This window comes from Egibacteraceae bacterium, from assembly GCA_035540635.1.
Lineage (GTDB): Bacteria > Actinomycetota > Nitriliruptoria > Euzebyales > Egibacteraceae > DATLGH01.
On record DATLGH010000021.1, the window covers coordinates 90219 to 116948 of the forward strand.

29 protein-coding genes are annotated in these 26730 nt (G+C 73.1%); 2 read left to right on the forward strand and 27 right to left on the reverse strand.

Features of this window, described 5'->3' with window-relative positions; all coding sequences use genetic code 11:
• Positions 1 to 11 precede the first annotated feature (11 nt).
• Genes hisS through VM324_04205 form a run of 3 tightly spaced genes read right to left on the reverse strand, consistent with a single transcriptional unit; the run spans position 12 to position 4242 of the window.
• On the reverse strand, positions 12 to 1271 hold the full coding sequence (hisS, locus tag VM324_04195; GenBank protein ID HVL98474.1) for a histidine--tRNA ligase: 1260 nt from the start codon (positions 1269 to 1271) through the stop codon (positions 12 to 14).
• Positions 1271 to 1966 (reverse strand): MBL fold metallo-hydrolase, encoded by a 696-nt coding sequence (locus VM324_04200; GenBank protein ID HVL98475.1) that lies wholly within the window; start codon positions 1964 to 1966, stop codon positions 1271 to 1273. Before VM324_04200 ends, hisS begins: the two co-directional genes overlap by 1 nt.
• Positions 1966 to 4242 (reverse strand): bifunctional (p)ppGpp synthetase/guanosine-3',5'-bis(diphosphate) 3'-pyrophosphohydrolase, encoded by a 2277-nt coding sequence (locus VM324_04205; GenBank protein ID HVL98476.1) that lies wholly within the window; start codon positions 4240 to 4242, stop codon positions 1966 to 1968. The genes VM324_04200 and VM324_04205 overlap by 1 nt, the downstream gene beginning before the upstream one ends.
• Before the next feature lie 457 nt (positions 4243 to 4699).
• Between VM324_04205 and VM324_04210 the strand changes: the two genes are divergently transcribed.
• Positions 4700 to 5347 carry a hypothetical protein gene (locus VM324_04210; GenBank protein HVL98477.1) on the forward strand — a complete coding sequence of 216 codons (648 nt, stop codon included), beginning with the start codon at positions 4700 to 4702 and terminating at the stop codon, positions 5345 to 5347.
• A gap of 144 nt (positions 5348 to 5491) precedes the next feature.
• Here the strand turns inward: VM324_04210 and VM324_04215 are convergent, their stop codons facing one another.
• From VM324_04215 to pdxT, 21 genes are all read right to left on the reverse strand, one after another.
• Positions 5492 to 6043 carry an adenine phosphoribosyltransferase gene (locus VM324_04215; protein HVL98478.1) on the reverse strand — a complete coding sequence of 184 codons (552 nt, stop codon included), beginning with the start codon at positions 6041 to 6043 and terminating at the stop codon, positions 5492 to 5494.
• Positions 6044 to 6062: 19 nt separating this feature from the next.
• Positions 6063 to 7175, reverse strand: coding sequence for a protein translocase subunit SecF (secF, locus tag VM324_04220; protein HVL98479.1), 1113 nt, complete (start codon positions 7173 to 7175; stop codon positions 6063 to 6065).
• An 8-nt stretch (positions 7176 to 7183) separates the two neighbouring features.
• On the reverse strand, positions 7184 to 8701 hold the full coding sequence (secD, locus tag VM324_04225; GenBank protein HVL98480.1) for a protein translocase subunit SecD: 1518 nt from the start codon (positions 8699 to 8701) through the stop codon (positions 7184 to 7186).
• A 64-nt stretch (positions 8702 to 8765) separates the two neighbouring features.
• Positions 8766 to 9542: an HD domain-containing protein gene (locus VM324_04230; GenBank protein ID HVL98481.1), complete on the reverse strand. Its 777-nt coding sequence runs from the start codon at positions 9540 to 9542 to the stop codon at positions 8766 to 8768.
• Between the two features lie 25 nt (positions 9543 to 9567).
• Positions 9568 to 9903: a preprotein translocase subunit YajC gene (yajC, locus tag VM324_04235; GenBank protein ID HVL98482.1), complete on the reverse strand. Its 336-nt coding sequence runs from the start codon at positions 9901 to 9903 to the stop codon at positions 9568 to 9570.
• Between the two features lie 95 nt (positions 9904 to 9998).
• The gene (ruvB, locus tag VM324_04240) at positions 9999 to 11018 is read right to left on the reverse strand and encodes a Holliday junction branch migration DNA helicase RuvB (GenBank protein HVL98483.1); all 1020 of its coding nucleotides are present in this window, start codon (positions 11016 to 11018) and stop codon (positions 9999 to 10001) included.
• Complete coding sequence (ruvA, locus tag VM324_04245; GenBank protein ID HVL98484.1) at positions 11019 to 11627, reverse strand: Holliday junction branch migration protein RuvA; 609 nt, start codon at positions 11625 to 11627, stop codon at positions 11019 to 11021.
• An 84-nt stretch (positions 11628 to 11711) separates the two neighbouring features.
• On the reverse strand, positions 11712 to 12713 hold the full coding sequence (locus VM324_04250) for a hypothetical protein (GenBank protein HVL98485.1): 1002 nt from the start codon (positions 12711 to 12713) through the stop codon (positions 11712 to 11714).
• Positions 12710 to 13252, reverse strand: a complete 543-nt coding sequence (locus tag VM324_04255; protein ID HVL98486.1) for a hypothetical protein — start codon at positions 13250 to 13252, stop codon at positions 12710 to 12712. The genes VM324_04250 and VM324_04255 overlap by 4 nt, the downstream gene beginning before the upstream one ends.
• Before the next feature lie 100 nt (positions 13253 to 13352).
• The gene (gene ruvC, locus VM324_04260) at positions 13353 to 13910 is read right to left on the reverse strand and encodes a crossover junction endodeoxyribonuclease RuvC (protein HVL98487.1); all 558 of its coding nucleotides are present in this window, start codon (positions 13908 to 13910) and stop codon (positions 13353 to 13355) included.
• 85 nt (positions 13911 to 13995) lie between these two features.
• Positions 13996 to 14913: a type II secretion system F family protein gene (locus tag VM324_04265; GenBank protein ID HVL98488.1), complete on the reverse strand. Its 918-nt coding sequence runs from the start codon at positions 14911 to 14913 to the stop codon at positions 13996 to 13998.
• Positions 14914 to 14916: 3 nt separating this feature from the next.
• On the reverse strand, positions 14917 to 15879 hold the full coding sequence (locus VM324_04270; GenBank protein ID HVL98489.1) for a type II secretion system F family protein: 963 nt from the start codon (positions 15877 to 15879) through the stop codon (positions 14917 to 14919).
• The gene (locus VM324_04275) at positions 15876 to 17330 is read right to left on the reverse strand and encodes a CpaF family protein (GenBank protein ID HVL98490.1); all 1455 of its coding nucleotides are present in this window, start codon (positions 17328 to 17330) and stop codon (positions 15876 to 15878) included. The genes VM324_04270 and VM324_04275 overlap by 4 nt, the downstream gene beginning before the upstream one ends.
• Complete coding sequence (locus tag VM324_04280) at positions 17327 to 18568, reverse strand: AAA family ATPase (protein ID HVL98491.1); 1242 nt, start codon at positions 18566 to 18568, stop codon at positions 17327 to 17329. Before VM324_04280 ends, VM324_04275 begins: the two co-directional genes overlap by 4 nt.
• A gap of 5 nt (positions 18569 to 18573) precedes the next feature.
• Positions 18574 to 19392 (reverse strand): Flp pilus assembly protein CpaB, encoded by an 819-nt coding sequence (gene cpaB, locus VM324_04285; GenBank protein ID HVL98492.1) that lies wholly within the window; start codon positions 19390 to 19392, stop codon positions 18574 to 18576.
• 37 nt (positions 19393 to 19429) lie between these two features.
• Positions 19430 to 19912: a hypothetical protein gene (locus VM324_04290; protein HVL98493.1), complete on the reverse strand. Its 483-nt coding sequence runs from the start codon at positions 19910 to 19912 to the stop codon at positions 19430 to 19432.
• 62 nt (positions 19913 to 19974) lie between these two features.
• Positions 19975 to 20388 carry a hypothetical protein gene (locus VM324_04295; GenBank protein ID HVL98494.1) on the reverse strand — a complete coding sequence of 138 codons (414 nt, stop codon included), beginning with the start codon at positions 20386 to 20388 and terminating at the stop codon, positions 19975 to 19977.
• Positions 20388 to 21518: a pilus assembly protein TadG-related protein gene (locus VM324_04300; protein ID HVL98495.1), complete on the reverse strand. Its 1131-nt coding sequence runs from the start codon at positions 21516 to 21518 to the stop codon at positions 20388 to 20390. The genes VM324_04295 and VM324_04300 overlap by 1 nt, the downstream gene beginning before the upstream one ends.
• A gap of 37 nt (positions 21519 to 21555) precedes the next feature.
• Positions 21556 to 21750, reverse strand: coding sequence for a Flp family type IVb pilin (locus tag VM324_04305; protein ID HVL98496.1), 195 nt, complete (start codon positions 21748 to 21750; stop codon positions 21556 to 21558).
• Between the two features lie 189 nt (positions 21751 to 21939).
• The gene (locus VM324_04310) at positions 21940 to 22689 is read right to left on the reverse strand and encodes a YebC/PmpR family DNA-binding transcriptional regulator (GenBank protein HVL98497.1); all 750 of its coding nucleotides are present in this window, start codon (positions 22687 to 22689) and stop codon (positions 21940 to 21942) included.
• Positions 22690 to 22699: 10 nt separating this feature from the next.
• Positions 22700 to 23404: a pyridoxal 5'-phosphate synthase glutaminase subunit PdxT gene (pdxT, locus tag VM324_04315; protein HVL98498.1), complete on the reverse strand. Its 705-nt coding sequence runs from the start codon at positions 23402 to 23404 to the stop codon at positions 22700 to 22702.
• Between the two features lie 92 nt (positions 23405 to 23496).
• Here pdxT and VM324_04320 point away from each other — a divergent pair, with 92 nt between their 5' ends.
• On the forward strand, positions 23497 to 23904 hold the full coding sequence (locus tag VM324_04320) for a DUF4383 domain-containing protein (GenBank protein HVL98499.1): 408 nt from the start codon (positions 23497 to 23499) through the stop codon (positions 23902 to 23904).
• 178 nt (positions 23905 to 24082) lie between these two features.
• Here VM324_04320 and pdxS read toward each other — a convergent pair whose 3' ends face one another.
• From pdxS to VM324_04335, 3 genes are all read right to left on the reverse strand, one after another.
• On the reverse strand, positions 24083 to 24976 hold the full coding sequence (pdxS, locus tag VM324_04325) for a pyridoxal 5'-phosphate synthase lyase subunit PdxS (GenBank protein ID HVL98500.1): 894 nt from the start codon (positions 24974 to 24976) through the stop codon (positions 24083 to 24085).
• An 11-nt stretch (positions 24977 to 24987) separates the two neighbouring features.
• Positions 24988 to 26025 (reverse strand): DUF3048 domain-containing protein, encoded by a 1038-nt coding sequence (locus VM324_04330; GenBank protein ID HVL98501.1) that lies wholly within the window; start codon positions 26023 to 26025, stop codon positions 24988 to 24990.
• Between the two features lie 88 nt (positions 26026 to 26113).
• The gene (locus tag VM324_04335) at positions 26114 to 26668 is read right to left on the reverse strand and encodes a LemA family protein (GenBank protein HVL98502.1); all 555 of its coding nucleotides are present in this window, start codon (positions 26666 to 26668) and stop codon (positions 26114 to 26116) included.
• Positions 26669 to 26730: the final 62 nt, after the last annotated feature.

Here is a 26730-nt window from a genome sequence, read left to right on the forward strand (position 1 = left end):
AACCAGGACCGCTAGCGGCCGGCGAGCCGGGCGACCACCTCGGCGCGGGGGACCTCGGACTGCTCGCCCGAGGAGAGGTCGCGCACCGTCACCGTGCCGCGTTCGGCATCGGCCGGCCCGAGCACGACCGCCGTGCGCGCCCCGGAGCGGTCTGCGGCCTTCAGCTGCGCCTTGAGCGAGCGGCCCCCGAAGGTCTGGTCCGCCGCCACCCCACCGCGGCGGAGCTCGGCGAGGAGGGCGAACGCGTCCGCGCCGAGGGCGGGGTCCGCCACGGCCACGAACACCTCGACCCGTGCCGGCGGGTCGGGCAGGCAGACTGCCTGCGCGAGGGCGAGGACGGTGCGGTCGACGCCGAGCGCCCATCCGATGCCGGGGAAGGGCTCGCCCCAGCCGAGGTCCGCCGCGAGACCATCGTAGGCGCCGCCGCCACCGACGGCGTTCTGCGCGCCGAGCCCGCCCGCCTGGTACTCGAAGGTCGTGCGGGTGTAGTAGTCGAGGCCGCGCACGAGGCGGGGGTCGTGGGTCAGCGGCACGCGTTGCGCCTCCAGGAGCGCGACCACCTCCTCGTGGTGGGCCTTCGCCGCGTCGGAGACATGGTCGGCGAGGACCGGCGCGCCGGCCATGATCTCCTCCATGCCGGGCGCCTTCGCGTCGAACGCCCGCAGCGGGTTGAGATGCCGGCGCGCCTCGACCTCGGGGGGCAGGTCGAAGCGGTCGAGGTAGGCGTCGAGGAGCTCGAGGTACGCACCACGGTCCGCCCGGTCGCCGAGCGTGGTGAGGCGCAGTGTGAGGTCGCTCAGTCCCGCGCGCCGCAACGCCTCCCAGCCGAGCAGCACGACCTCCGCGTCGAGCTCGGGGTCGCACACCCCGAGCGCCTCGATGCCCACCTGGATGAACTGGCGCTGACGCCCCGCCTGGGGCCGCTCCTGGCGGAAGAACTCCCCGGCGTAGCTCCACTTCGCCGGCAGCCCCCCCGCGCGCGGGATCCCCGCCTGCAGGGCGGCGCGCACGGCGCCCGCGGTCCCCTCCGGGCGCAGGGTGAGCGACCGCCCGCCCTTGTCGGTGAAGGTGTACATCTCCTTCTGCACGACGTCGGTCGAGGCGCCGACGCCCCGGGCGAAGACCTCGGTGTGCTCGATGACCGGCAGGCGCACCCGCTCGTAGCCGGCGCGGCGTACGGTGGCGAGAAAGCACGCCTCGACGTGGTCGAACGCCGCCGCCTCGGGAGGCAGGCGGTCGGGCGCGCCCTTCACACCCTCGGGGACCCCCATCAGACGAGCTCGCGCAGGAAGGGGTTGCCCGCCCGCTCGGCGCCGACGGTCGTCTCCCGGCCGTGACCCGGGACGATCACCGTGCGGTCGGCAAGCCGCAGCACCACCCGGGCGATCGAGTCCATCTCCTCCTGCCACGACCCCCGCGGGAAGTCGGTGCGCCCGACGGAGCCGGCGAAGACGAGGTCCCCGGACACGAGCAGAGGATCGTCCTCACCGGTGTCGCTGACGAGGAAGACGCTCGATCCCGGGGTGTGCCCGGGGGTGTGGCGCACGAGGAAGCGGATGCCGGCGAACGTCAGCGTCTGCTCGTCGCGCAAGCCCTCGAGCGCACCCTCGGGGGGCTGCCAGTCCAGGCCGAGCTGCGCCTGCAGCGCACGCGCGGGCAGGTCGCCGAAGGCCTTGGCCGGGTCCTCCCACAGGTAGCGGTCCGCGGTGTGCAGCAGCACGGGCACATGGAGCTCGCGCGCCAGCTCGGGCACCGCCCAGATGTGGTCGATGTGCCCGTGGGTGAGGAGGATCGCCTCGCAGCGCACCTGCCGGGCCGCGAGCCGTTCGCGCACGACCGGGGCGCCGTCCTGACCGGGGTCCACGACGACGGCGCCGCCCTCCTCGACGTCGCCGATGATGTAGCAGTTGGCCTGCCACATGCCCAGGGCGAAGCCCTCGATGAAGCGGCTGTCCTTGCCGAGCATCAGCTCGTGGTCGACTTCGCCGAGCGGGGGACGACGCGATAGGCGTCGTAGGCGCCCTCGACGCGCTTGGTCTGCGCGATGATGTGGTCGAGGAAGCCGATGTCGGCCAGCTCGAAGGTGAACCGGAGGTAGGCGACCCGGTCGCGCTGGGTGTGCACCTGCGCCGACAGGATGTTCACGTGCAGGTCGCCGAGCACGGTCGTGATGTCGCGCAGCAGGTGCTTGCGGTCGAGGGCTTCGACCTGCATGGTCACGCGGAAGCTTGCTGTGGTCGACGGGTCCCACCGCACGGAGATGAGCCGCTCGGGGTCGCGACGCAGGTCGTCGGCGTTCGGGCAGTCGGCCCGATGCACCGACACGCCGCGTCCACGCGTGACGAAGCCGAGGATCTCGTCGCCGGGCACGGGGGTGCAGCAGCGCGCGAGGTTCGCCCACACGTCCTCGGTGTCCTCGACGACGATCGCCTCGGACGGGCGTGGCGGGACGTCGAGGACCGTGGGCGTTGTGACCTCGTCGGTCTCCGCCTTCTCGGCCACCCGGCTCGAAAGGTGCGTGACCACCGACTGGGCGGAGATGTGCCCGTCGCCGATGGCCCGGTAGAGCGCGTCGAGGTCGTGGTGGTTCATCTGCTCCGCCGCGGCCTTGAGCTCCTGCGAGCCCATGAGCCGCTTCCAGCCCATTCCCTGCTTCGCGAGGACGCGGCGCAGCTCGTCGCGCCCCTTCTCGATGGCGTCGACGCGGCGCTCCCGCGAGAACCACTGGCGGATCTTGCTGCGCGCGCGTGAGGAGCCGACGAACTCGAGCCAGTCCCGGCTCGGCCCGGCGTCGGGCGCCTTGGAGGTGAGGATCTCCACGGTCTCGCCGTTGCGCAGCTCGTACTCGAGGGCGACGAGCCGCCCGTTCACCCGCGCGCCAACCGTGCGGTGGCCGACATCGGTGTGCACGGCGTAGGCGAAGTCCACGGGTGTCGACCCGCGCGGCAGCGCCTTCACGTCTCCCTGGGGGGTGAAGACGAAGACCTCGTCGGCGTAGAGGTCGAGGCGCATGTTGCGCAGGAACTCGCCCGGGTCGGCGGTGTCGGACTGCATGTCGAGCATCTGGGCGAGCCACTGGGTCTCCGACTCGCGCGTCTGCGCCGTCGACTTCACCCGGCTCTCCTTGTACTTCCAGTGGGCGGCGACGCCGTACTCGGCGGTGCGGTGCATCGCCCGGGTGCGGATCTGCACCTCGATGGCCTTGCCGTCCGGGCCGACGACCGTGGTGTGCAGCGACTGGTAGAGGTTGAACTTCGGCATCGCGATGTAGTCCTTGAAGCGCCCGGGGATCGGGCGCCACATCGCGTGCAGGGTGCCGAGCGCGGCGTAGCAGTCCTTCACCGAGTCGACGATGACGCGGATGCCAACGAGGTCGTAGATCTCGCCGAACTCCTTGCCGCGCACGATCATCTTGTCGTAGATGGAGTAGTAGTGCTTCGGCCGGCCCTGGATCTCGGCGCGAATCTTCACGCTCCGCAGCCGCTCCTCGACCTCGGCGACGACCGCGTCGAGGAAGCGGTCGCGCTCCGGCTGGCGTTCGGCGACCATCGCCTTGATCTCGTCGAATCGCTTCGGGTGCAATGTCGCAAAGGCGAGATCCTCGAGCTGCCATTTGAAGTTCTGGACGCCGAGCCGGTGCGCAAGCGGCGCGTAGATCGACAGCGTCTCCTCGGCGATGCGCTTCTGCTTCTCACGTGGCAGGTGGTGGATGGTTCGCAGGTTGTGGAGGCGGTCGGCGAGCTTGATGAGCAGCACCCGGAAGTCGCTCGCCATCGCGATGAGCATCTTGCGAAGGCTCTCGGCCTGCTGCTCCTCCCGGCTCGCGGTCTGGATGCGGTCGAGCTTCGTGACCCCGTCGACGAGCGCTGCCGCCTCGTCCCCGAACTCGCTGCCGATGTGGGCGACCGTGAGGTCGGTGTCCTCCACGACGTCGTGCAGGAGCGCCGCAACTATCGTGGCGGTGTCCATACCGAGCTCGGCGAGCACCTCCGCGACACCGACGGGATGGACGATGTAGGGCTCTCCGGAGCGTCGCTGCTGGCCCGCGTGCGCCGCCTCCGCGTACTGGTAGGCCCGGACGACCTCCTTGACGTCGACCTTGGGCGAGTGCTGCTTCAGCACGGCCACGAGGGGCTGCAGCCGGTCGGGGACCTGGACACCGAGGTCGAACATCGGGAGGCGGGCGAGGACCGCCTTCACCCCCGACTGCCGCGGGCGAGGGGGCGCGCCCGGGGAGCGCACCGTGCGTTGCTCGGCGGCAAGGGGCCGGTCATCGCCCCTCGGGGCGCCGATGCCCGGGCCCGCCTCGAGCGCACGGGGAGGCGCGCCACCGCCGGTGGCGTCAGGCCGGCGCCGCTCCAGCGCCTGCGCCGCCTTCGTCCGATCGCCCTCGCTCGTGGCAAGCCTCCCTGCTGGCGCCTCGGCAGACTACGGTACTGCCCCCGCCAAGACGATGCATGATCCGCGCACTGACATGAATATGGCCAGACGGGGTCAACGACGGACATACCTTCGTCTACGGGGAGCATTCGCACTACCGCGTTTGACTCCACTGCACCAGTGGAATGATACCCAGGTTTTGCATATTATCTCTCCGACGCCATTTCGATTTTTCTTCGACAACGCCGTGACGGACTGGTTCCTTCGTCGTTTACTCTATCCCCGAGAACGGGGGGATCGCGCGACGAAGGGGGATCGCATGAAGCGACTCAGCCTGGCGATCGTCGCCGCACTGATGCTGGTCTTCGCGAGCATCGGCACCGCGGTGGCGCACCACCAGGAGGGCCACGATCAGGGCCCGCCAAACCCCACGCCTTGTGAACAGGGCAAGGCCGGCCAGAACAACCCGAACTGCGATGACCGCGACAAAGACAAAGACAAGGGCAAGGACAAGGGCAAGGACAAGGGCAAGGACAGGGACGCGAAGCCCGGCGGGCCACCCGCCAACCGGCCGCCGGAGAACCGGCCGCCGGACAACCGGCCGCCGGAGAACCGTCCGCCCGGCAAGCCCGGACAGCCCGGACCTCCCGGACCCCCTGGGCCGCCCGGACCTCCTGGGCCTCCTGGGCCGGGGCAGCCTCCGGTCACTGAGCCGTGCCCGGACGGGCTGGAGCTCGACCTTGGCGGCCTGGCCTACATCTGCGTCGTCCTCCTGCCCGGAGACGACTTCAACGCCGGACTCGTTGACTGTCCCAGCGGAACTGTGCCCGTCGAGCTCGACGTGAGCCCGCTCGTCTACGCCTGCGTCGTGCTCCTGCCCAACACGGGCGCGGTCGACACGGGGGTCGTCGACACGGGAGTGGTCGACAGCGCTGCGGCGACCGCCACAGGTCTGCTCAGCGGATAGCGTCATCCCCCATCACCTGGGGAGGGGCCCGCTCGCGGGCCCCTCCCTTTCTTTCGTCCTCCCATGAGCGCAGCACTCCCCCGGCCCCGGGGCACAGCGACGTGGGTGCCTGCCCGCCCGCGGCGACCAGATGGCCCCCACCGCTCAGTACTGGAGCAGGCTCACGAAGTCGAAGCCGGCGATCTGGTCGGCGCCCTTCAGGAACGTCAGCTCGATGACGAAGCCGAGGCCCGACACCTGCGCGCCGGCGCGGGCGACGAGGTCGCAGGCGGCCCGGGCGGTCCCCCCGGTGGCGAGGACGTCGTCGACGATGAGCACCCGGTCGCCGGGGGCGAACGCGTCGGCGTGGATCTCGAGCACCTCCGTGCCGTACTCCAGCTCGTAGGTCTCGCTGATCGTGTCGTAGGGCAGCTTGCCCGCCTTGCGCAGCGGCACGAAGCCCGCCCCGAAGTGGTAGGCGACGGGGGCGGCGATGATGAACCCGCGGGCCTCGATGCCGACGACCTTGTCGATCGTGCCGCGCCCGAAGCTCACGACGATGGCGTCGACCGCGCTGGAGAACGCGGCCGGATCGGCGAGCAGCGGGGTGATGTCCTTGAACACCACACCGGGCTCCGGGAAGTCGGGGATGTCGCGCACGGCGCGGGCCAGCAGCGCCTCGGCGAAGGGCGTCGCTACGACCCGCCGACCCCTCATCCCGCCGCCTCGCCTCGCGTCAGCCGCTACGCCGGCTGCGCGGCTTCTTGCCCCGGTGTGCCTTCTTCGGGCTCCGCGCGGCGGCGCCGCCGCCGCCCGCGATGGCCGCGGCCTGCTCACCACCGCGGCGGGCCAGGATCTTCTCCTTCAGCTCGGCGTAGCGGGGTTCGCGCTCCTTCAGGAAGACGAGCATCGGCGTGGCGACGAACACCGACGAGTAGGTACCGACGGCCATGCCGACGAACAGCGCGAGCGCGAGGTCGCTCAGCGTGTCGGCGCCGAGCAGGTTCGCGCCGATGAACAGCAGGGAGCCCACCGGCAGCAGCGAGGTGATCGACGTCGAGAGCGACCGCAGGAGCACCTCGTTCACCGCGCGGTTCGCCATCTCGCCGTAGGTCTCGGTCGAGGTGGCGTTGACCGATTTCGACTCGTCGGTCACCCGGTCGAAGACCACGACCGTGTCGTACAGCGAGTAACCGAGGATCGTGAGCAGGGCGATGACCGACGCCGGCGAGACGTGGAAGCCGACGATCGCGTACACCCCCACGGTGACGATGACGTCGTGGATGAGCGTGACGAGCGCGGCGAGGGCCATCCGCCACTCGAAGCGCAGGGTGATGTAGCCGACGACGAGCACGAGGAAGACGAGGAGGGCGCGGAGCATCTGCTCGCTGATCTGCGCGCCCCACCGCGGACCCACGACGCTCACGTCGATCTCGCGGGGCGCCGCGCCCGTCACCTCGGCGAGGGTCTCCACGATCCGGGCCCGGGACTCGCGGTCGTCGGCGAGCGCCTGCGTCGACACGATGGCGCCCGTGCCGCCCTCGACGACCTGGACGGTGAGGTCCTCCTCGACGATCGCGCCGATCTCGGAACGCAGCACGTCGGGGTCGATCTGCCGCGGGGCGTCGGCGACCGTGTAGGCCGCCCCACCGGTGAAGTCGATGCCGAAGTTGAAGCCGCGGATCGCCACGCCCGCCAGGCAGACGGTCACGACCACGAGCGACACGATCAGCCACAGCCGCGAGCGACCGATGAAGTCGAAGCGCGTCTGGTTGGTGAAGAAGCGCTTCCAGGGACCGCCGCTGCTTGGCTGGGACGGGGGTGGGGATTTCTCGAGCGTCTCCGTCATGGTGATACCTACACCTTCGCCTTGCGCCGTGGGTCCCGCTTCGTCGCGCCCACGGCGTCGGGCGCGACCTCCTGCGCCCGCAGTCCCACCCACGGGGACTTCGCGAGCTTCGGGTTGCGGGCGACGAGCCCGAACAGCGAGCGGGTGAACGTGCCGAACAGGATCGTGTCGATGAGCGTGGACAGCCCGAGGGTGAACGCGAAGCCCCGGACGGGGCCGATCGCGAGGTAGTAGAGCACCACCGCGGCGAGGAAGCTCACCGTGTTGCCGGTAAGGTTGGTCCGCCAGGCCTTCGAGAACGCGTGCTCTGCCGCGGTGCGCACGGTTCGGCCCGCGCGGATCTCGTCGCGGTAGCGCTCGCGGTAGATGATCGAGGAGTCGGCGGCGATGCCGATCGACACGATGATGCCGGCGATGCCCGCCAGGGTGAGCGTGAAGCCCACGAACTCGCCGAGCAGGACGATCGCGCCGTAGACGACGAGGCCGAACATCGCGAGCTCGGCGACGGCGGCCACGCCGATGCCGCGGTAGAGCACGATGAGGTAGACGGCCACGAGCAGCAGCCCGATCAGGCCGGCCAGCAGACCGGCCCGCAGGGACGCCACCCCGAGCGTGGGCGACACGTTCTGGGAGGTGGCCACCTCGAGCTGGATGGGCAGCGCGCCGGCGCGCAGGAGCAGCGCGAGGTCGCGGGCCTCCTCCTCGCCCCCGCCCACGGTGATCTGCGCCTCGCGGCCGATGCCCTGCCCGCACGGCACCTGCTCGCTCACCTGGGGGGCGGAGTCCACGGTGTTGTCGAGGATGATCGCGAAGCGCCGCTGCGGGGCTCCGGGAGGCTCGCAGGCGAGCTGGGCGGTCGTCTCCTGGAACCGGTCGCCGCCTTCGCGCGACAGCGTGAGGTTCACCTGCCACTGCAGACCCGTCACCTGGTCGGGCGCCGCGCGGGCGTCCTCGACGTCGGCACCGACGACGACGGCCTCGGCGAGCTGGTACTTGACGCGCTCGGCGACGGGGATCTCCTGCTCGGTCTCCTCCTCGAGCTCCGCCTCCTCACCCGCGCCGAGGGGGCTCTCGCAGAGGACCACCGGCCGGGACGGGTCGGCGGGACCGGTGAGCTCCGCAAGCAGCGCGTCGCAGTCGGGGGTGTCGGCGTACCGGGGGTCGTCGGGCGCGATGATGTCGAGGACCGGCCGGAACTGCAGCTGCGCGGTGCGCCCGACGACCTCCTCGGCCTCGGCCTGGTCGGCCGCGCCGGGCAGCTGCACGAGGATGTTCTCGCCTTGGCGCGCGATGTCGGGCTCGGCGACGCCGAGCGCGTCGACGCGCTGGCGGATCACCGTGACGGTCTGCTCGAGGATCTCCTCGTCGACCTCCTGGCCGGGCTCGGGCGCGAGCGTGATGCTCACGCCGCCCTGGAGGTCGAGGCCGAGGTTCGGACGCATCCCCATGGCGAGGATCGAGCCCCACATCGCGCCGACGAGCGCGAGGAAGCTGATGAGCACCACCCAGAGCTTGCCCTTCGTCATGCTGCACCCCATTCGGCTCCGGCACGGGCCGGCTGCTGCGTCGTCGCGGTCATCACGCCACCCTTCACAGGACCTGGACCCCGTTGACGGTGATCTTGAAGTCGCACCCGAGGGTACGGGCGGCTCGGCGGCACATGATCATGCGCTCCAGGAAGATCTCGAAGTACTCGAGGACGTGGCTGATCGACGTGTCGATCGTGAGCTCGAGCGTGAGCGTGCGCGCGTCGGGATCGACACGCAGGAACGACGCCTCGACCGCATGGTTGACCCGGTCGTGGATGTCCATCTCGATGGAGGCGTTCTTGCGCACCCGGCTGCGGTGGACGTCGGACTTGTCCGCGAGGATCACCGCGGCTGCCACCGGGCCGACCGCCTCGCCGTACTGCTCCTCGTGGTTGCCGACCGCCGACAGGATCTGCGCGATGTCGCCGGCCGGGGACTCGAGCTCCTTCAGCAGGTCGTAGGCGATCCAGGCCGACGACTGCCCGTGGCCTGAGCGGCTGACGACGTTGCCGATGTCGTGGAGGTAGCCGGCGGCGGCGCCGAGCTCGGCGGTGTGCGGGTCGTGGCCGAGGTGGGTGAGGACGTTGAACGCGATGTGGCCCACGAGGTTGGCGTGGCGGAAGCCGTGCTCGGTGAAGCCTTGCGCCGCGAGGAACTCGTCGGCGGCGGCGATGAACGCGCTCGTGCGCTCGTGCGCCCGGATGCGCTCGAGCAGGGGGATGCGCGCGCGACCGGTGGACCGCTCGGGGGTCGCCTGCTCCTCCCCGCGGGGCGTGCGCCCGCCGACCGGGACACCGGTCTCGGTCTGGCGGGAGGAATCGTCGACGGCACGCTCCATGGTGTGTGCGGCAGGCCTTCGGGTGCTAGACGGTGCCCGCGTCGCCGAGCTCGCCGGCGTCGGCGTCGATGAGGCGCCGGCTCACCGCCTGCTTCGCCAGCGTCACGTCCATGTTGGGCGCGAGCTCCAGCCGGATGGTCTCCTCGTCGACCGACCGCACGGTGCCGTGCATGCCCCCGATCGTCACGACCCGGTCACCGACCCCGACGGACTCGACGAGCTCGCGGTGCTGGCGCGCCCGCTTCTGCTGGGGCCGGATGAGCAGGAAGTAGAAGACCGCGATGATGAGGACGATCGGCAGGAAGCCGGCGATCGCGCCGCCTTCCTGGGCGACGACCGGCACGAGCGCGGAAGCTTGCATGGTTCGGGGCCTTCGGGTCGCTCGAGTCGGACTGCGCGTCCTGCGCGCTGGCGAGACGGCGCCGCAGCGCCGGGCGGATCCAGCCTAGCAGGCCCTCAACCGGGGAACAGCGTGGGGTCCTGCGCCGGCGGGGCCAGCCCGAGGTGGGCGTAGGCACCCTCCGTCGCGACCCGCCCGCGGGGGGTGCGGGCGAGGAGCCCGAGCTGGATGAGGAAGGGCTCGACGACGTCCTCGACGGTGTCGGGCTCCTCCCCCACGGCGACCGCGAGCGTCGACCGGCCGACCGGCCCGCCACCGAAGTTGCGGCACAGCACCTCGAGCACCCACCGGTCGAGCTTGTCGAGACCGCGCTCGTCGACGTCGAACAGCTCGAGGGCCCGGCGGGCCAGCGGCCCGGTGACCCGGCCGTCGGCGCGGACCTCCGCGTAGTCGCGGACGCGCTTCAGCAGGCGGTTGGCGATACGCGGGGTGCCGCGGCTGCGCCGGGCGACCTCCCCGGCTCCGTCGTCGTCGAGGCTGACGCCGAGGATCCCGGCGCTGCGGGCGAGGATCGCCGCGAGGTCTGCCTCGCCGTAGAAGTCGAGGCGGGCCGCGAAGCCGAACCGGTCGCGCAGCGGGCTCGTGATGAGCCCCGTGCGCGTCGTCGCGCCGACGAGCGTGAACGGCGGCAGCGGCAGGCGGATCGCCCGCGCGCCCGGCCCCTTGCCGACGACGATGTCGAGGCAGAAGTCCTCCATCGCCGGGTAGAGGATCTCCTCGACCTGGCGCCCGAGGCGGTGGATCTCGTCGACGAACAGCACGTCGCCGGGCTCGAGGTTCGTGAGGATGGCGGCGAGGTCGCCGGGGCGCTCGAGCGCCGGTCCCGACGTGGTGCGCAGGTCGGCGCCCATCTCCGCGGCGACGATGTTGGCGAGGCTCGTCTTGCCGAGGCCGGGGGGCCCGGAGAACAGCAGGTGATCGGGGGGCTCCCCGCGTCCCTTCGCGCCCGCAAGGACGAGGGCGAGCTGCTCGGAGACCCTCGGCTGGCCGACGAACTCCTGGAGGGTGCGCGGGCGCAGCGACGCGTCGAGCTCGGCGTCGCCGGGCACCTCGGCGGGAGCGAGGATCTCCTCCACCTACGCCCTCGCCGCCGCCCCGAGCGCGCGGAGGGCCGCGCGCAGGAGCTCCTCGGGGCGCTGCGGCCCGTCGGCCGGCACCGCGTCGAGGGCCGCGGCCGCCTCCGCCGGCGCGTACCCCAGGGCGGCGAGGGCCTGGCGGGCCTCCCCCCGGGCGTCGTGGCCGTTCGCCGCGGGCCCGGCGGCCGCGGGCACACCGGCGTCGTCGGCGAGGCCGCCGAGCTTCTCGCGCAGCTCGAGGATCATGCGCTGCGCGCCCTTCCGGCCGATCCCCGGCACGACCGTGAGCGCGCCGACGTCCTCGGTCACCACCGCTCGGTGCAGACCGTCCGCGCCGAGGGCACCCAGGGCGGAGAGGGCGAGCTTCGGGCCGACGCCGGCGACGCCGAGCAGGGTGGTGAACAGCGTCTTCACGGTGACGTCGGCAAACCCGTACAGGTCGAGGGCGTCGTCGCGGACGACGAGGCTGGTGTGGAGCGTGAGGGCGTCACCGACGGCTCCGGCCCGGGTGCCGGGGGCCACGAACACCCGGTAGCCGACGCCGCCCACGTCGAGCACCACCTCGCCGGGGCCGGCGGCCACGACGGTGCCCCGCAGCTGCGCGATCATCGGGCGGACCTCCTGGAGCCGAACGTGCGTTCGCGCCGGAGGCTACCACCCGCGGTCGTGATCCCCGGGGAACCTTCGCGCTGCCTACGCTCCGGCCGCGGGCGTGGCCGAGCGCCGCAGCCGCCAGGACACGAGCGCGAGCGCGGCGACGGCCACGAGCAGGGCGAGCGCCACGACGGCCGGCCAGCCCCTCGCCCCGCTGAGAGGCGTCGCGGGCAGGGTCGCGCCGGGCGGCGGGAACTCGACGGTCGCCGCCGCGGTGCGGACCACCGACCCCGACCGCAGGGTGAGCTCGGCACGCCAGGGCCCGTCGGGAAGCGCGGGGTCGAGGACGAACCGCACGTCGGCGGACTGCCCGACGCCGAGCGTCGTGCCGAGGCCGGCGGGAACCGGCCCGGCGGACAGCCCGCCGGGGCCGTCGCTCAGCGTGAGCTCACCGGTGAGGTCGAGCGCGCGGCCGCCGGTGTTCACGACCTCGGCGAGGACCTCGGGTACCGCGGCCGCCGTGCGCCGCGCGGTGAGGGTGCCGATGGCGAAGTCCGACGCCGGTTCGCCTCCGGGCCCCACCGACAGGTAGATGCGGATGCCGACGCGGTTGACGACGGCGACGTCCCCGTCCGTGGCTGCAGGCGGCTCGGCCCACACGACCGCGTAGCGCTCGCCGGCGGCGGCGTTCGCGGGGACGTCGATGCGCACGGTGGCCTCGGCGGTGCCCCGTGCGGGTACCGTGACCGCGGGCGGGTCGACGCGCGTCCACTCCGCGAGCTCGTTGCGCTCACGGCCGGGTGAGAACGTGAACGCGCCGCCCTCGACGGCGGCACCGGCGGTGTAGAGCTCGACGCGGGCGGGGCCGGCGGTGCCGTTGCCGACCTCGATCCGCCGCTCGATGCGGGTTCCGGGGGCGACGTGGTCGACGATGTAGGCGTGGGCGCGTGCGTCGTCGCGGCGGTCCGCGGGCGCGTCGAGCAGCCGGATGCCGACCGAGCCGTCGGGCACCCGCGGCGCCGTCATGGCCGCGGCCGGAGCGAGTGCCCCGGCCGCGACCGTGAAGACGACGAGCAGCGCTGCGCGCAGCGATCTGCTCACGCCACGGAGTGGGTGATGGTGCCCGTGTACGTGCCGGCGACGGCGGCCGCCGGCAGCGTGACGGTCATCGCCGGGTTCCAGGTGCAGCTGTTCGTGCCGGTCGCCCCGGTGGCGTTCATGGCCGCCTGCGGGGTCGCCGACAGGGCGGCGTTCGCGAGCGGGCTCGCGCACACGACGGTGCCGGCCGGGGTGACGACGCCGCCGGTGTAGGCGACGGAGGACGCGGCGATGGTCTCGGCCGCGGTGGCGCCGCCGGTGGTGAAGTCGCTGCTCGACACGCTCGCGGAGTAGGAGCCGAGCAGCGCCCCGCGGGTGTCGTCGACCTTGACCTGACCGAGCGCCGCGGAGATCGAACCGGGAGCGCTGGCGCTGCCGAGGTTGACACTCGCAGGAGCGCTGATGGCCAGCCCTCCCGACGCGACCGTGAACGTCGTCGTGGTGGCGGCGTGAGCCACCGGCATCGCGAGGAGGGACAGGATGGCGACGAGTCCAGCGACGGTTGCGGCCGGAACGCGGATGGTGCGCGAAGTGACATTCATGGTGTGGGTCTCCTCATACCCCTTATCGGGGGATCGCTGTCCCCCCCGACCGGGGGGCATGGAAGAAACAGTCGGCAGGTCCGCGCCGGATCTGAAGCGATCAGCCTGAGAGCGGGCGAACCTGCGCGCCCGGCTGCGCCGCCTCGACCGCGGCGGCCAGCCGCGGGTGCATCGCCCCGCCGGCCGGGGCGCCGGCGCGCTGCAGGTGGCAGAGCGCGAGCGCGAGGGCGTCGGCGGCGTCGGCGGGGCTCGGCGTGGCCGCCAGCCGCAGCAGCGCCCGGACCATGTAGCCGACCTGGCCCTTGTCGGCGCCGCCGTCGCCGGCGACCGCGGCCTTGACCTGGGTGGGCGTGTACTCGCAGACCGCCACCCCGGCCTGCTCGGCGGCGAGCAGCACGACACCGGCGGCCTGCCCGACGCCCATGGCGGTGCGGACGTTGGCGTTGAAGAAGACCCGCTCGACGGCGACCGCGTCGGGGGCCGAGGCCGCGATGAGCGCGCCGATCTCGGCGTGCAGCGTCGCCAGGCGCCGGGCCACCGGGGCGTCGGCGGGCGTGCGGATCACCCCGACGCGGACCGCCGTCGGGCGGCTCGCCGGCCCGTCGACGACGCCGGCCCCGCAGCGGCTCAACCCGGGGTCCACCCCGAGGACGCGCACCCCTCGACCCTTCCACCGAACGGCTGTTCGGTCGAGCCTAGCAGCACGGCCCGCACGCGCCGCGCAGCCGCCACGCCGCGAGGGGTCAACGGATCAGCGCTTCGATGATCCGCAGGGCGCCCGGGCCGATGATCACCACGAACATCGCCGGGAAGATGCCGAACAGCAGCGGGAAGAGCAGCTTCACCGGGGCCTTGCCGGCCCGCTCGCGGGCGAGCGCGCGGCGGCGGCGGCGCAGCTCGCGAGCCTGCACCCGCAGCGTGTCGGCTATGGGCGTGCCGAGACGGTCGGCGTGGAGCAGCGCCGAGACGAGGGCGCGGAGCTCCTCCGACCGGTTGCGCTCGTGCAGCGCCACGAGCGCCTCGCGACGGGAGCGGCCGAGCTGCTGCTCCTTGAGCATGCGGTCGAGCTCGGTGGCGAGCGGTCCGGTGACCTCCTCGGTCACCTCCGCCACGCCCTGCTCGAACCCGAGGCCGGCCTGCACGGTCAGGGCGAGGAGGTCGAGCGCCTCGGGCAGCGTCCGCGAGATAGCCTCCTGGCGCTTCTGCCCCTGGGAGTGGACGACCAGCTCCGGGAGGGCGTAGCCCGCGACGGCTGCCACCACGAGAGCGACGAGGGGGCGGGCGCCACCCAGCGCCGCGTAGGCAACAGCCAGGACCAGGCCGGCCCCGACGCTCGCCATCTTCACGGCGAGGAAGGACTCGACGGGCGCGGCGTAACCGGCGTTGTCGAGGCGCTCCCGCAGGGCCGCCGAGCGCGCCCACGGCGTGATGCGCCGCCCGGCGCGGGCGAAGCGCTCGACGGTCGGCCGCACGACGCGCTCGAGCAGCCCCTGGCGCAGCCACTCCTCCCGCAGGTCGCGCGAGCTGCGGATCGGGTCGTCGCCCCCGGTCACCGTGCTGAGCGCCACCCGCCCCGGTGTCGACCGCCGGAGGCCGCCCACGACGAGTGCGAGCCCGGCGCCGACGGCCAGGGCCCCGACGTAGCCGAGGATCGGGCTCATGGGCTAGACCTCCACCCGGATGATCTTGCGGATGACGAGCATGCCGATGCCCATGAGCACCCCCGCCGCGAACAGCATGAGCAGGCCGAGCCGCTCGCTGAACAGCGGCTGGAGGTAGTCGGGGCTGATCACGAGCAGGGCGCCGGTGACGAAGAAGGGCAGGAGGCCGAGGACCCACGCGGAGATGCGCCCGTCGGCGGTCAGCGCCCTCACCTCGCGGCGGACCTCCTCACGGTCGCGCATGAACTCGGCGAGGACCTCGAGGACGTCGGAGAGCTTGCCGCCCGTGCGTGCCTGGATCGCCATGGCCCGCACCGACCACCGCAGGTCGGTGGACCCGATGCGCTCAGCCGTCGCGGACAGCGCATCGTCGAGGTCGCGCCCGACGCGCGTCTCGGCGATGACGCGGGCGAACTGCGGTCCGAGCGGCGCGTCGGCCTGCTCCCCCGCCGCCTCGATCGCCTGGGTGAGCGAGTGCCCGCTGCGCAGGCTCGCGGCCATCTGCCCGAGCACGTCGGGCAGCTGGCGGTCAGCCTTCTGCGCGACCACCCGAGCCTGGCGCTTGAGGACGAGGCAGGGTGCGACCACGGCGACCACGGCCACAAGCAGTCCCGTGGCGAGGCTTCCGGCCAGCGCGGTGGCGACGAGCGCGGCCAGCAGGGACGCGACCGCCACCCCGGTGGCGAACTCGGCGGGGCGCAGCGGCCATCCCGCACCCTCGAGGGCCCGTGTGGCCCGGGCGTGCAGGGAGCCCCCACGGCCGGCCCGCTCCGTCGCGGCGGTCATCGCGGTCCACGCCTGCGCGAGGACGGAGATCTCCCGGGTCGTGGGGTCGGTGACCTCGTCCATCGCGGCGCGCAGCCGGTCGACGCCCGTGCGCTGCTGCTGGCGCAGCCCGAACACGGCCAGGCCGACGCCGCCGGCGACGAGCAGCGCCCCGCCGAGGATGCCGATCACGGCGCTCACGGCCGCCGGCCCTTCGCCGGGCGGGGCGCCCCGGGCGGCGGCGCGGCGAACAGCGACGGGGCGAGCGGCGAGCCGGCGTTCTCGAGCTTGGCGAGCATCTTCGGGCGCAGGCCCGTCGGCACGGTCCGTCCGGCCGAGGAGGCGGTCCCCGAACCCCCGGAGGTGAAGCGGTAGGCGAAGAGGTCCTGGAGGACGATCACGTCGCCCTCCATGCCCTGGACCTCGGTGATGGTCGTGACGACGCGCCGGCCGTCGGCGAGCCGGTCGAGGTGCACGACGAGGTCGAGCGCGGAGGCGATCTGGTCGCGGATGGCCCGCAGGGGCAGGTCCATGCCCGCCATGAGCACCATGGTCTCCAGGCGCGACAGCGCGTCGCGCGGCGCGTTGGCGTGCAGGGTCGTGAGCGACCCCTCGTGGCCGGTGTTCATCGCCTGGAGCATGTCGAGGGCCTCGCCGCCACGGACCTCGCCGACGACGATGCGGTCGGGGCGCATCCGCAGCGCGTTGCGGACGAGGTCGCGGATGGTGATCTCGCCGTGGCCCTCGCTGTTCGCCGGCCGGGCCTCCAGCGGCAGGACGTGCGGCTGGTGGAGCTGGAGCTCGGCGGAGTCCTCGATGGTGACGACCCGCTCGCCGGGCGGGATGAACTGGCTGACGGCGTTGAGCAGGGTGGTCTTGCCGGTGCCGGTGCCGCCGGACACGAGGATGTTGAGCTTTCCGGTGACGCACGCCTCGACGAAGGCGGCGACCTGCGGGGTGAGCGACCCCCGTTCGATGAGGTCGCTCATCTGCATCGGGTACTCCGGGAACTTGCGGATCGTCATGGCCGGCCCGCGCAGCGCGAGCGGCGGCAGCACGACGTTGACCCGCGAGCCGTCGGGCAGCCGCGCGTCGCACAGCGGGCTCGACTCGTCGACGCGGCGGCCGACGGCGGCGACGATGCGGTTGATGACCTGTCGCAGCTGGCGTTCGTCGTCGAAGGAGGCGTCGGTGTGCTCGATGCGGCCCTCGCGCTCGACGAAGATGTCGTCGTAGGCGTTGACCATGACCTCGGTGACCTCCGGGTCGGCGAGGAAGCGCTCCAGCGGGCCGTACCCGAGGATGTCGGCGGTGACCTCGACGATGAAGCGGCGCCGCTGGGTGGGCGTCACCTCGAGGCCCGCCTGAGCGAGCGCGTCGTCGAGGCGGTCGCGGACCTCCTGACCGAGGTCGATCGACGCTCCCCGTTTGCCGAGCAGCGGGCCGAGGTCGGCGACGACGAGGTCGTGGACCCGCCGCTTCGTCGCCGACCACTCGGTCGCGCGACCGTTCGACGTCGGCCTGGGCGTCTTGGGCGCGCGGGTCGCCTTGGGGGCCGCCTTGGGGGCCGCCTTGGGGGCCGCCTTGCCGTTGCGGGTCCCCGCCGGCGCGGGGCCCTCGCCCTCGTTCTTCAGGCGTTCCGACAGCTTCACGCGGACCCCCTCTGCCACCAGCGCCGCTTGCGGGGCGCCTCGTCGGTCGGCTCGGACGGCGGGACGGCGTCGGGCGGCAGCACCGCGGCCAGCGCCCGCCAGAGCTTGGCGGCCACGGGGTGGTGCGGCGCGACGACGCACAGGGGCTTGCCCTCGTTCAGCGCCCGCAGCACCCCCGCGTCGAACGGCATGCTGCCGGCGACCGGGCCGAGGATCTCCATGGCGTCGTGGGCGGTGACGCCGGAGTCCACCATCTCCTTGTTCAGCAGGACGTGCTGGTGCTCGGGCGCGACCCCGAGACGCTGGAGCATGCTGAGGAAGGTCCGCAGGTTCGCCACGCCCGGCACGTCGACCTGGCTAACGACGATGATGTCCTCGCTGAGGTCGAGCGCGGCGAGGACGCCCTCGCGCAGTCCCGTGGGGGTGTCCACGACGACGTAGTCGGCGTGCTGGCGCAGCACCGCGAGCAGCTGCGTGACGTCGTCGGCGGTGATCGCGTCGCCGTGCACGGGATCCCGCGGCGCCGGCAGGACCGAGAAGCCGTAGGGCGTCTCGGTCAGGCCGGTCGCGAGCGCCTCGGCGACCTCTGCGCCGCTGGCCCGCTGGTCGTTGGCGTCGAAGACCATGTCGTAGAGGTTGTGCGCCGGCCGCAGCTGCAGGGCCGCGGTCACCTCGCCGAACTGCACGTCGAGGTCGACGAGCACGACCCTGTGGGTGCCGGGCTTGCCGAGCATCGCCGCGAGGTTCACCGCCACGGTGGTCTTGCCGCAGCCGCCGGTGGGGCCGCTCACCGTGTAGATCCGCCCGAGGCGCGTCGCCTGCTCCGCCGTCCGCAGCGCTGCCTCGATGGCTCCCGATCGGCGCCCCTCGGCCGCGGCTGCCGTGGCGAGCAGCGCCGTGCGCAGGGCCGCCGGGGCGGCGGGCACGCGCACGAGCTCGTCGGGCCGGGCCTTGACGAGCGCGCCGAGGTCGGAGGGCTCCTTGCCGTTGACCGTGACGAGCAGCCCGAGCGTCGGGTCGACCTCCCGGATCTGGGCGAGCCGGCGCAGGCCCGCGCCGCTCTCCTCCGACGGGCCGGCGACGAGGACGTCCCAGGGGCCCTCGTCGACGAGGACGTCGAGCGCCTGCGTCGTGCGCCGGAGGTGGACGATCTCGGGTCGCTCCCCGCCGCTCAGGGCGGTGCGGAGGGTGTCGGCGAGCTCCGGGCGGCGGTCCACCACGAGCACGCGACGGCGCATGTCGCTCACGGGGTCACCTGCGCCTGGCCGGCGCCGCCGTGCGCGGCGCGCTCGGCGTCCTGGCGGGCGCGGGCCGCGCCGATCGCGTGGGTGCGCTGCGCGGCGTCGAGGTCGCCGACCTGCACCCGGCGCGCACCCGGCGGGGGGTCGTTGGGGTTCACGAGCGTGAACCACAGCGACCCCTGCTTCTGCGCGTGGACGAGCACGGGCGTGTCCTCGGGCAGCACCTGCAGGAGGAGGACGATGCGACCGTCGGACCCCTTCGCTGCGGGGTCCTGGGACTCGCCGGTCAGGGTGCCGGGGGTCACCGCGAGCACGTCGACGTGCCCGAGCACGAGCTGGGTGTAGGGCTGCCCGGCCGCCGGGTCCCCCGCGGCGCCGTCGCCGGCGACCGTCGCGTACACGTTGACCCGCGAGCCCGGGGTGACGTAGCCCTGCACCCCGGGGGCGGGTTCCGCCTCCAGGGTGATGGCCTCGTAGCCGGACGGGACGACGAGGCCTCCGGCGGCCGGTCCCGCGGCGGCGAACTGCGACGCGGTCAGGATCTCCCCCGCACCGACCGACCGCACCACCTTGCGCCCGGCCAGCTCGTCGAGGTCCACGATCCGCCCCGCGGGGGCGAGGGAGGCGGGGACCTCGGCCTCGCGGACGCGAGCACCGACCTCGGGCGCACCCATGCCGGGGGCGAGGCCGTCGTTCACCACCAGGGCGGTCACCGTGGCCTCGGCCTTCGCCGGCCCCGCCGCCTGCGCGACGAACAGGGCGAGCAGGCCCGCGCCGATCACGCCGAGCACGGCGCCGGCGAGCGTCGTCTTGTTCCTCATCACGTGGATTCCCTCTCTCGGTGCGGGATTGCCGCGGTCATTCCTCGACACCCACGGCGGTGGCGACGACGCGGACGGTCGTCCCGGTGAACATCGGCCCGTTTCCGACGAGCCTGGAGGCGGTGTTGGCCAGGGATGCGAGAACGCCGAGGTTGTGGTCGTAGGCCGCCGTGACCGCCACGACGGTGCCGGGCCCGGTGGCGCAGGGCTGGCGCTGCACGTTCGTGTCGGCGGGGTCGTGGACGCGCACCTCGAGGCTCGGGTTGCCGGCGGCGGCGCGGAGGTACGCCTCGACCTCGGCGACCGACGGGCGCCGGCGGGCGTCCAGCGGGCAACCGCTGCCCGGCTGGTCGAACACGCACCCTGGCGTCCCCGCGACGCAGGGGTTGGTCTCCACCTTCGTGGCGAAGCGGACGGCCTCACCGGTGGCGCGGCCGAGCGTCGTGTGCCCGACGAACAGGCTGAACACCGGCAGCGCACCCACGGCGAGCACGAGCAGGAGCCCGAGGACGACCGCCATCTCGACTATGGCAACGCCGGAATCGGCGTGAATGGCAACGCCGGAATCGGCGCGAAGGCGTCTCACTCGACCACCCGCCGGGTCGTCGTGGTGAACGTGTAGGAGCCGCCGAAGCCGCCGCCCGTCATCGCGCTGAGCAGGCCGGCGGCCGGGTTGGTCCAGACGTAGGACACCGTCACGCCGACGCGCCCCCCGCCACGGCAGGGCGAGGGCGAGCAGACGCGCTGCACCGCGGTGGGGATGAAAAGGATCGCGCCGTCGGCGGCGGCCTGGGCGACCTGTGCGTCGGTGGCGTAGGTGCGCGTCGCGAGGTCGGTGGGGACGGCGGCGACCCGGGTGGCGTGCTCCGCGCCGCGCAGGAGCAGCGCGTTCATCGTGAACGCGAGGGCGCCGGTGACGACCATGCCCACGATGCCGAGGACGATGGGCAGCGCGAGGGCGAACTCGACCGCGGCCCCTCCCCGCTCGCGGCTCATCACCGCACCAGCGTGGCGCGGAAGAGGCCCCGCGCCGCCAGGACCGACGGGAGCGCGTCGCTGACGGTCACCGTCCCGTCGAGCAGCGTCGTCGCCGGGACGACGACCCCGTCGACGACGGGGATGCGCGTCGCGCCGAGGAGGCTCGACAGGAGGCTGCTCGACGACGACAGCCCGGCCATGACGACGAGGACGTCCTCGTTGTTCGCCGCGGCGGACTCGATGATCTCCCACTGCGTGGGAGCCGCGCTGCCGTCGGGCGGCGGGTCGTAGAGGTCGGCGAGGTCGATCCGCAGCTCGCGGAGGGCGTCGGCGACGGGTCGCAGCTGCGTCGGCAGTGCCGCGGCGACGGTGTCGAGCGTGGTGAGCGCGGGGTCACGGGGGACGGCGAGCGCGGGGTTGGCGTCGAACCGGCAGCCCGTGACGTTGTTCAGCAGGGACAGGTCCCCGAGGATGTTGCGCAGCGGCTCGGTGAACGTCCCCACGGTGACGCCGAGCAGGCCGATGATGTTCCCCTGGCAGATGACCGTGTCGTCGACGTCGATGACCGGCGCCAGGACCGCGTTCTTGAACCGGCGGCGGGCGATGGCGGTGGCCTCGAGCCGGCCGGGGGCCGAGGGGCTGAGCAGGCCGCGCAGCGGCGGGTCGAGGTCGCTGCCGGCGGTGACCGTCACGTGCGGCTTGGCGATGGACGGCAGCAGGGCGGGCACGTCGACTACCCGGTTCAGCGGGTGCAAGCCGGTCAGGGGCAGCACTCCGAGCCCCTGTTGGAGGGCGGTGGCGAGGTTGCCGGTGTAGGCAACCGGCGACGCGGAGCACGTGACGGTGTCGGCGAAGCCCGAGGTGAGCGCCGCCTCCTGGAGGTTCATTTCCACCACGGCGCAGCCGCCCATCTGCACGGTCGCGCCCGAGGGCGACAGGTCGCTGAGCACCGGGCTCGTGATGCCGCCGAGATCGGCGAGCGGAAGCTGGGCGGCCGCCGCGAGCGCCCCGGCGTCCGCGGCGCGCTGCAGCTCGCGCTCGCCGCCGGCCATGGTGAGGCCGGCGAAGCCCAGGGCGCTGAACGCGAGCAGCGCGGGAAGCAGCACACCGGCGAGCACGGCGATCCCGCCGCGCTCGTCGGTGTGCATGCTCCCCCGCATCGGCCTTCCCCCGTCGGCACCTTGCCTACGGGCAGGTACCACCGAGCTCGGTGACGACCGTGCAGAACGTCGTGCTGATCTGCCCGCCGAGGACGCCGACGACGCCGACGATGACCGCGGCGATGAGCGCGACCATGAGGCCGTACTCGACGGCGGTGGCACCGTCGTCCTCGACGGACAGGCGCGCGGCGAGCTGGCGGAGGACGTGAACGAGGAGCATTGGACAATCCCTTCTACGGACACGCGGGAGGGGGGTCCCGCTGCTGCCTGAAGTGTCGGCGTCCGCCTCGTCCCGACTCCATAGCACAGCGGGCCTAATTGTACTGCGAGTTATGACTAGACTACTGTGCGTAATACCCAAATGCCCCGGAAGTGCGGCTCCCGCCGCGGTGATCGCCCCCGCGGCTGGCTACGCGACGGCCTCGAGCAGCTGGTCGGGGATGTCGAAGTTCGCGTAGACGTTCTGCACGTCGTCGCAGTCGTCGAGCGCCTCGAGCAGGCGCAGGACCGCCCTGGCCTGCGCCTCGTCACGCACGGGCACCGACACGCTCGGCAGCATCGTCGACTCCGAGGAGATGACCCGCACCCCCGCCTCCTCGAGCGCGGCGCGGACCGCGGCGAGGTCCCCCGGGTCCGTCGTCACGGTGAAGGTGTCGCCGTCGTGTCGGACGTCGGTGATGCCCGCGTCGAGACCGGCGAGCAGGATGTCGTCCTCGCTGACCTCCCCCGCCGGGACGAGGATGACGCCGGTTCGCGTGAACAGGTAGTTGACCGCCCCGGGCTCGGCCATGCTGCCGCCGTTGCGGTTGAACGCCGCCCGGACCTCGCTCGCCGCCCGGTTGCGGTTGTCGGTCAGGCACTCGACGTAGAGGGCGACCCCGCCGGGCGCGTAGCCCTCGTAGTAGACCGTCTCGTAGCTGACGCTGTCGTCCTCGCCCGCGGCGCGCTTCAGGGCCCGCTCGATGTTCTCCTTCGGCATCGAGCTGTCCTTGGCCTTCTGGACCGCGTCGGCCAGGGTGGGGTTGGCGTCCGGGTCGGAGCCCCCCGTCTTCGCCGCGGCCTCGATGCCGCGGATCAGCCGCCCGAAGAGCTTGCCCCGCTTCGCGTCCTGGGCGCCCTTCTTGCGCTTGATCGTCGACCATTTGCTGTGACCGGACATGACGCGGACCTTAGCATCGGGGGGTCGCGGACGCCGGGCTTGACCGCGGCAGCGACGTGACGAACAGCCGGTGGAGGCGGGGATCTCCGGACAGCTCGGGGTGGAACGCCGACGCGAGCACCCGACCCTGGCGGACGACGACGGCCCTTTCCCCGGCGGGGGTCGCCACCGACGCGAGGACCTCGACGCCCGGGCCGACCTCCTCGAACCACGGCGCCCTGATGAACACCGCCCGCAGGGGCCCGCCGTCGACGCCGGCCACCTCGAGGTCGGCCTCGAAGCTCGTCACCTGCCGGCCGAAGGCGTTGCGCCGGGCGACGGTGTCGAGGACGCCGAGCAGCGGCTGGTCGCTGGCCCGCCCGTCGGCGAGCAACGCCCCCCGCCCGAGCAGGATGGCGCCCGCGCACGTCCCGAACGCCGCCAGGCCGGCGCGGATCCGCTCGCGCAGCGGCTCGAGCAGCCCGTACATGCCGGCGAGCTTGCCGATGGTGGTCGACTCCCCGCCGGGTACCAGGATGGCGTCGAGGGCGTCGAGGTCGGCGGGCCGCTTCACGAGCACGCCGCGAGCCCCGACCCGGTCGAGCATCCGCAGGTGCTCGAGGACGTCGCCCTGCAGGGCGAGGACGCCGACACGCGGTCCCTCCGCCGCGTCCGCGCCCTCCACCGGGCCGCGCGCGAGCGGCTCCCCCGGGACGCGAGCGGGTCTGTCCGCCATACGCCAAGCGTATCGGCGCAATCCGCCCGCCCGCGTGCGCCGAACCCCCCGTGAATCAATCGTCCGACCTCGCCACGAAGGAGGCACAGGTCATGAGCATCAACCAGATCTTCGGCTACGCGTTCGGAGCGGTCTACGTCGCCGTGGGACTGCTCGGCTTCGCCGTCACCGGTGGCGTGGGGTTCGTGTCGCCGGAAGGAGGGCTCCTGCTCGGCATCTTCGAGGTGAACCCGCTGCACAACATCGTCCACCTCGCCGTCGGCGCCGGCTTCATCCTCGGCGCGGTCGGCGGGCTCGGGTCCGCCCGGCTCGTGAACACCGCGATCGGCGTGGTCTACGTGGCGGTGGCCTTCCTCGGCGTCATCGTGCCGGAGAGCTCCCAGGCGAACCTGCTCGCGCTCAACGTCGCCGACCACGCGCTGCACTTCGCCACCGGCGCGCTGGCCCTCGGCGTCGGCCTCGCCGCCGACCGCAGCCGGGAGGCCATCGCGGTCAGGTGAGCGCCTGGCGCTTTCCCACACGGACGCTGGTGACGGGGCAGCTGCGGGAGCGCCTCCCCCCGGATGCTGGTAGGCGGCGCGCCGCAGCCGCCTACCAGCCACCCTCGGCGAGCCGGTTGTCCACACCGTGGGCAACCCGCTCGCCCGAGCTGGCTTCCGGGAAGCCGCCGGTGGGCGCCTACCAGCCTCGCTCGGCGAGCGCGACGCCGGGGTCGGTGAGCCCGACCATCGCCTCGCCGAGGTCGCGGCTGACCTTCGCGACGACGTCGGGGTCGGTGAAGTACGTCGTCGCCTCGACGATCGCGCGGGCTCGGCGGGCGGGGTCGCCCGACTTGAAGATGCCCGAGCCGACGAACACCCCGTCGGCGCCGAGCTGCATCATGAGCGCCGCGTCGGCGGGGGTGGCGATCCCCCCCGCGGTGAAGAGCACGACCGGCAGCTTGCCGGTCTCGGCCACCTCGGTCACGAGCTCGACCGGGGCGCGCAGGTCACGCGCCTCGGCGTAGCGCTCCTCCTCGCTCAGGCCGGCGAGGCGGCGGATGCCGCCGGTGATGGACCGCATGTGGCGGACGGCCTCGACGACGTTGCCCGTGCCGGCCTCGCCCTTGGAGCGGACCATGGCCGCGCCCTCGGCGATGCGCCGCAGGGCCTCGCCGAGGTTCGTCGCCCCGCACACGAACGGCACCGTGAACCGGTGCTTGTCGATGTGGTGGGCCTCGTCGGCGGGGGTGAGGACCTCGGACTCGTCGACGTAGTCGACGCCGATGGCCTGGAGCACCTGCGCCTCGACGAAGTGGCCGATGCGGGCCTTGGCCATGACGGGGATCGACACGGCCGCCATGATCTCTTCGATCATGGCCGGGTCGCTCATCCGGGCGACGCCGCCGTCGGCGCGGATGTCGGCGGGCACCCGCTCGAGGGCCATGACCGCGACCGCGCCGGCCTCCTCGGCGACGCGCGCGTGGTCGGCGGTGACGACGTCCATGATGACCCCGCCCTTGAGCATGTCGGCGAGGCCCCGCTTGACGGTTGACGAGCCGCGAAGCTGCGGCCCCGACTGCTTGTCGTCCATTACTGCCGAGCCTACCCGCCGGCGGGGGTGGTGGCGACGGTGACGCTGCCCGCGTTCGGGACCAGCTCGACCCAGGTGCGCCCGGGGCTCAAGGGGAGGGGCTGGCCCTCCGGGGTCAGCCATTCGAAGTGGCTGTCCGGCGCGGTCTTGCGCCATCGCGCGGGGAAGCTGCGCCCGTCGCGGAGGATGGTGGCGTCACCCTCGCCGATGGCGTTCACCTCGGGGACGGGGTTGCCGCCCGCGTCGACGCCGGCGCCGTCGAAGGCGCTCACCCGCGCGATGACGACGGTGTCGGCCGACAGCTGCTCGCCGTCGGCGCGGGTGTGCGGGCCGCCCTCCTGGCTGCGCACCCACGCGTTCTGGCCGGCATCCCAGTCCCACGCCGCCGCGTAGAACGGGCTGTAGACGAGCTGCGCCGCGCTCGCCTCCTGCCCGCCCTCCAGCGGGGCGGCGTCGAACGGCCACGGGGCGGTGGCCGGCGGGAGGTCGCCCGCCGCGTTGGCCAGCGCCACGGTCGAAGCCATGAGGTTGTGCGGCGACGGCCGGTTGCGGTCGCGGGTGAACGCCTCAGCCTGGCCCTCCTCGTAGACGAGCAGCCCCGCGCCACGCAGCTCCACGTAGGTCGGTCCGGCCGCGCCGGAGATGCCGAAGACGGGCGAGAAGGCCGGGAGGATCTGCGCGTCGACGTCCCTGCCCGAGCGCACCGGCCCGGCCTCCTCGGGCAGGGCGCTGTGGTAGAGGGCGATGAACCGGGTGGTGCCGCCCTCGACGACCTCGGTGAACAGGATGTCGGCCACCTCGAGCGCGAGCTGCGGGCGGGCCATCGGCGCGTTGTCGACCTTGAGGGCCACGACGGGGCGCTGGAGCACGCCCGGGTCGTCGACCTCGACCCCCGTAAGCGGCGCGACGATCGGTTCGTCCGGCGTCGGCGCGGCGGGCGGGTCGTCGGGCCCGCCCGCGGTCGGATCGGTTCCCTGGCAGCCGGTCAGGCCGATGGCCAGCACGGTGGCGACCGCGGCGAAGGCCGCCGCGGCAGGAGCACGGCGCACGAAGAACTGCTCCTCTGCAAGAGGGTTCGGTTCGGTTACCGTCCGAGTGTACGCGGGACGGCGGGTGCGGCCGGAACCGGCCACCCGGTCAGAAGCGCACCTCGACCGGGCTGCGGCTGTCGGGGTCGGCCTCGAAGTAGTCGTAGGAGCCGAAGCTGCCGAGCGCGGCGACGACGTTGAAGGGGATGGACTGGCGGCGGGTGTCGTAGCGGCGGACAGCGTCGTTGTAGCCCTGGCGCGCGAAGGCGATGCGGTCCTCGGTGTTGGTGAGCTCGTCCTGCAGCTGCTGGAAGTTGCGGTTCGCCTTGAGGTCGGGGTACGCCTCGGCGACGGCGCGGAGGTTGAACAGCGCCTGGCTGAGCTCGTTCTCGGCCCGGGCCTGGTCGGCGGCGTTGTCGGCGGCCATCGCCGCTGCGCGTGCGCGGGTGACCGCGTCCAGGGTCTCCCGCTCGTGGCTCGCGTAGCCCTTCACCGTCTCGACGAGGTTGGGGATGAGGTCGTAGCGGCGCTTGAGCTGCACGTCGATGCTCGCCCAGGCGTTCTCGACGGCGTTGCGCAGGGCGACGAGCCCGTTGTAGGCGAGGACCAACCCCCCGACGAGCAGCCCCCCGACGACGAGGGCGACGATCAGCGTGGTGGTCATCGGGTCAGTCTAGGTGACTGGTGTTTTTCGTGCCGGTAGCGAGGGTTTCGCGCCGGCGTCTG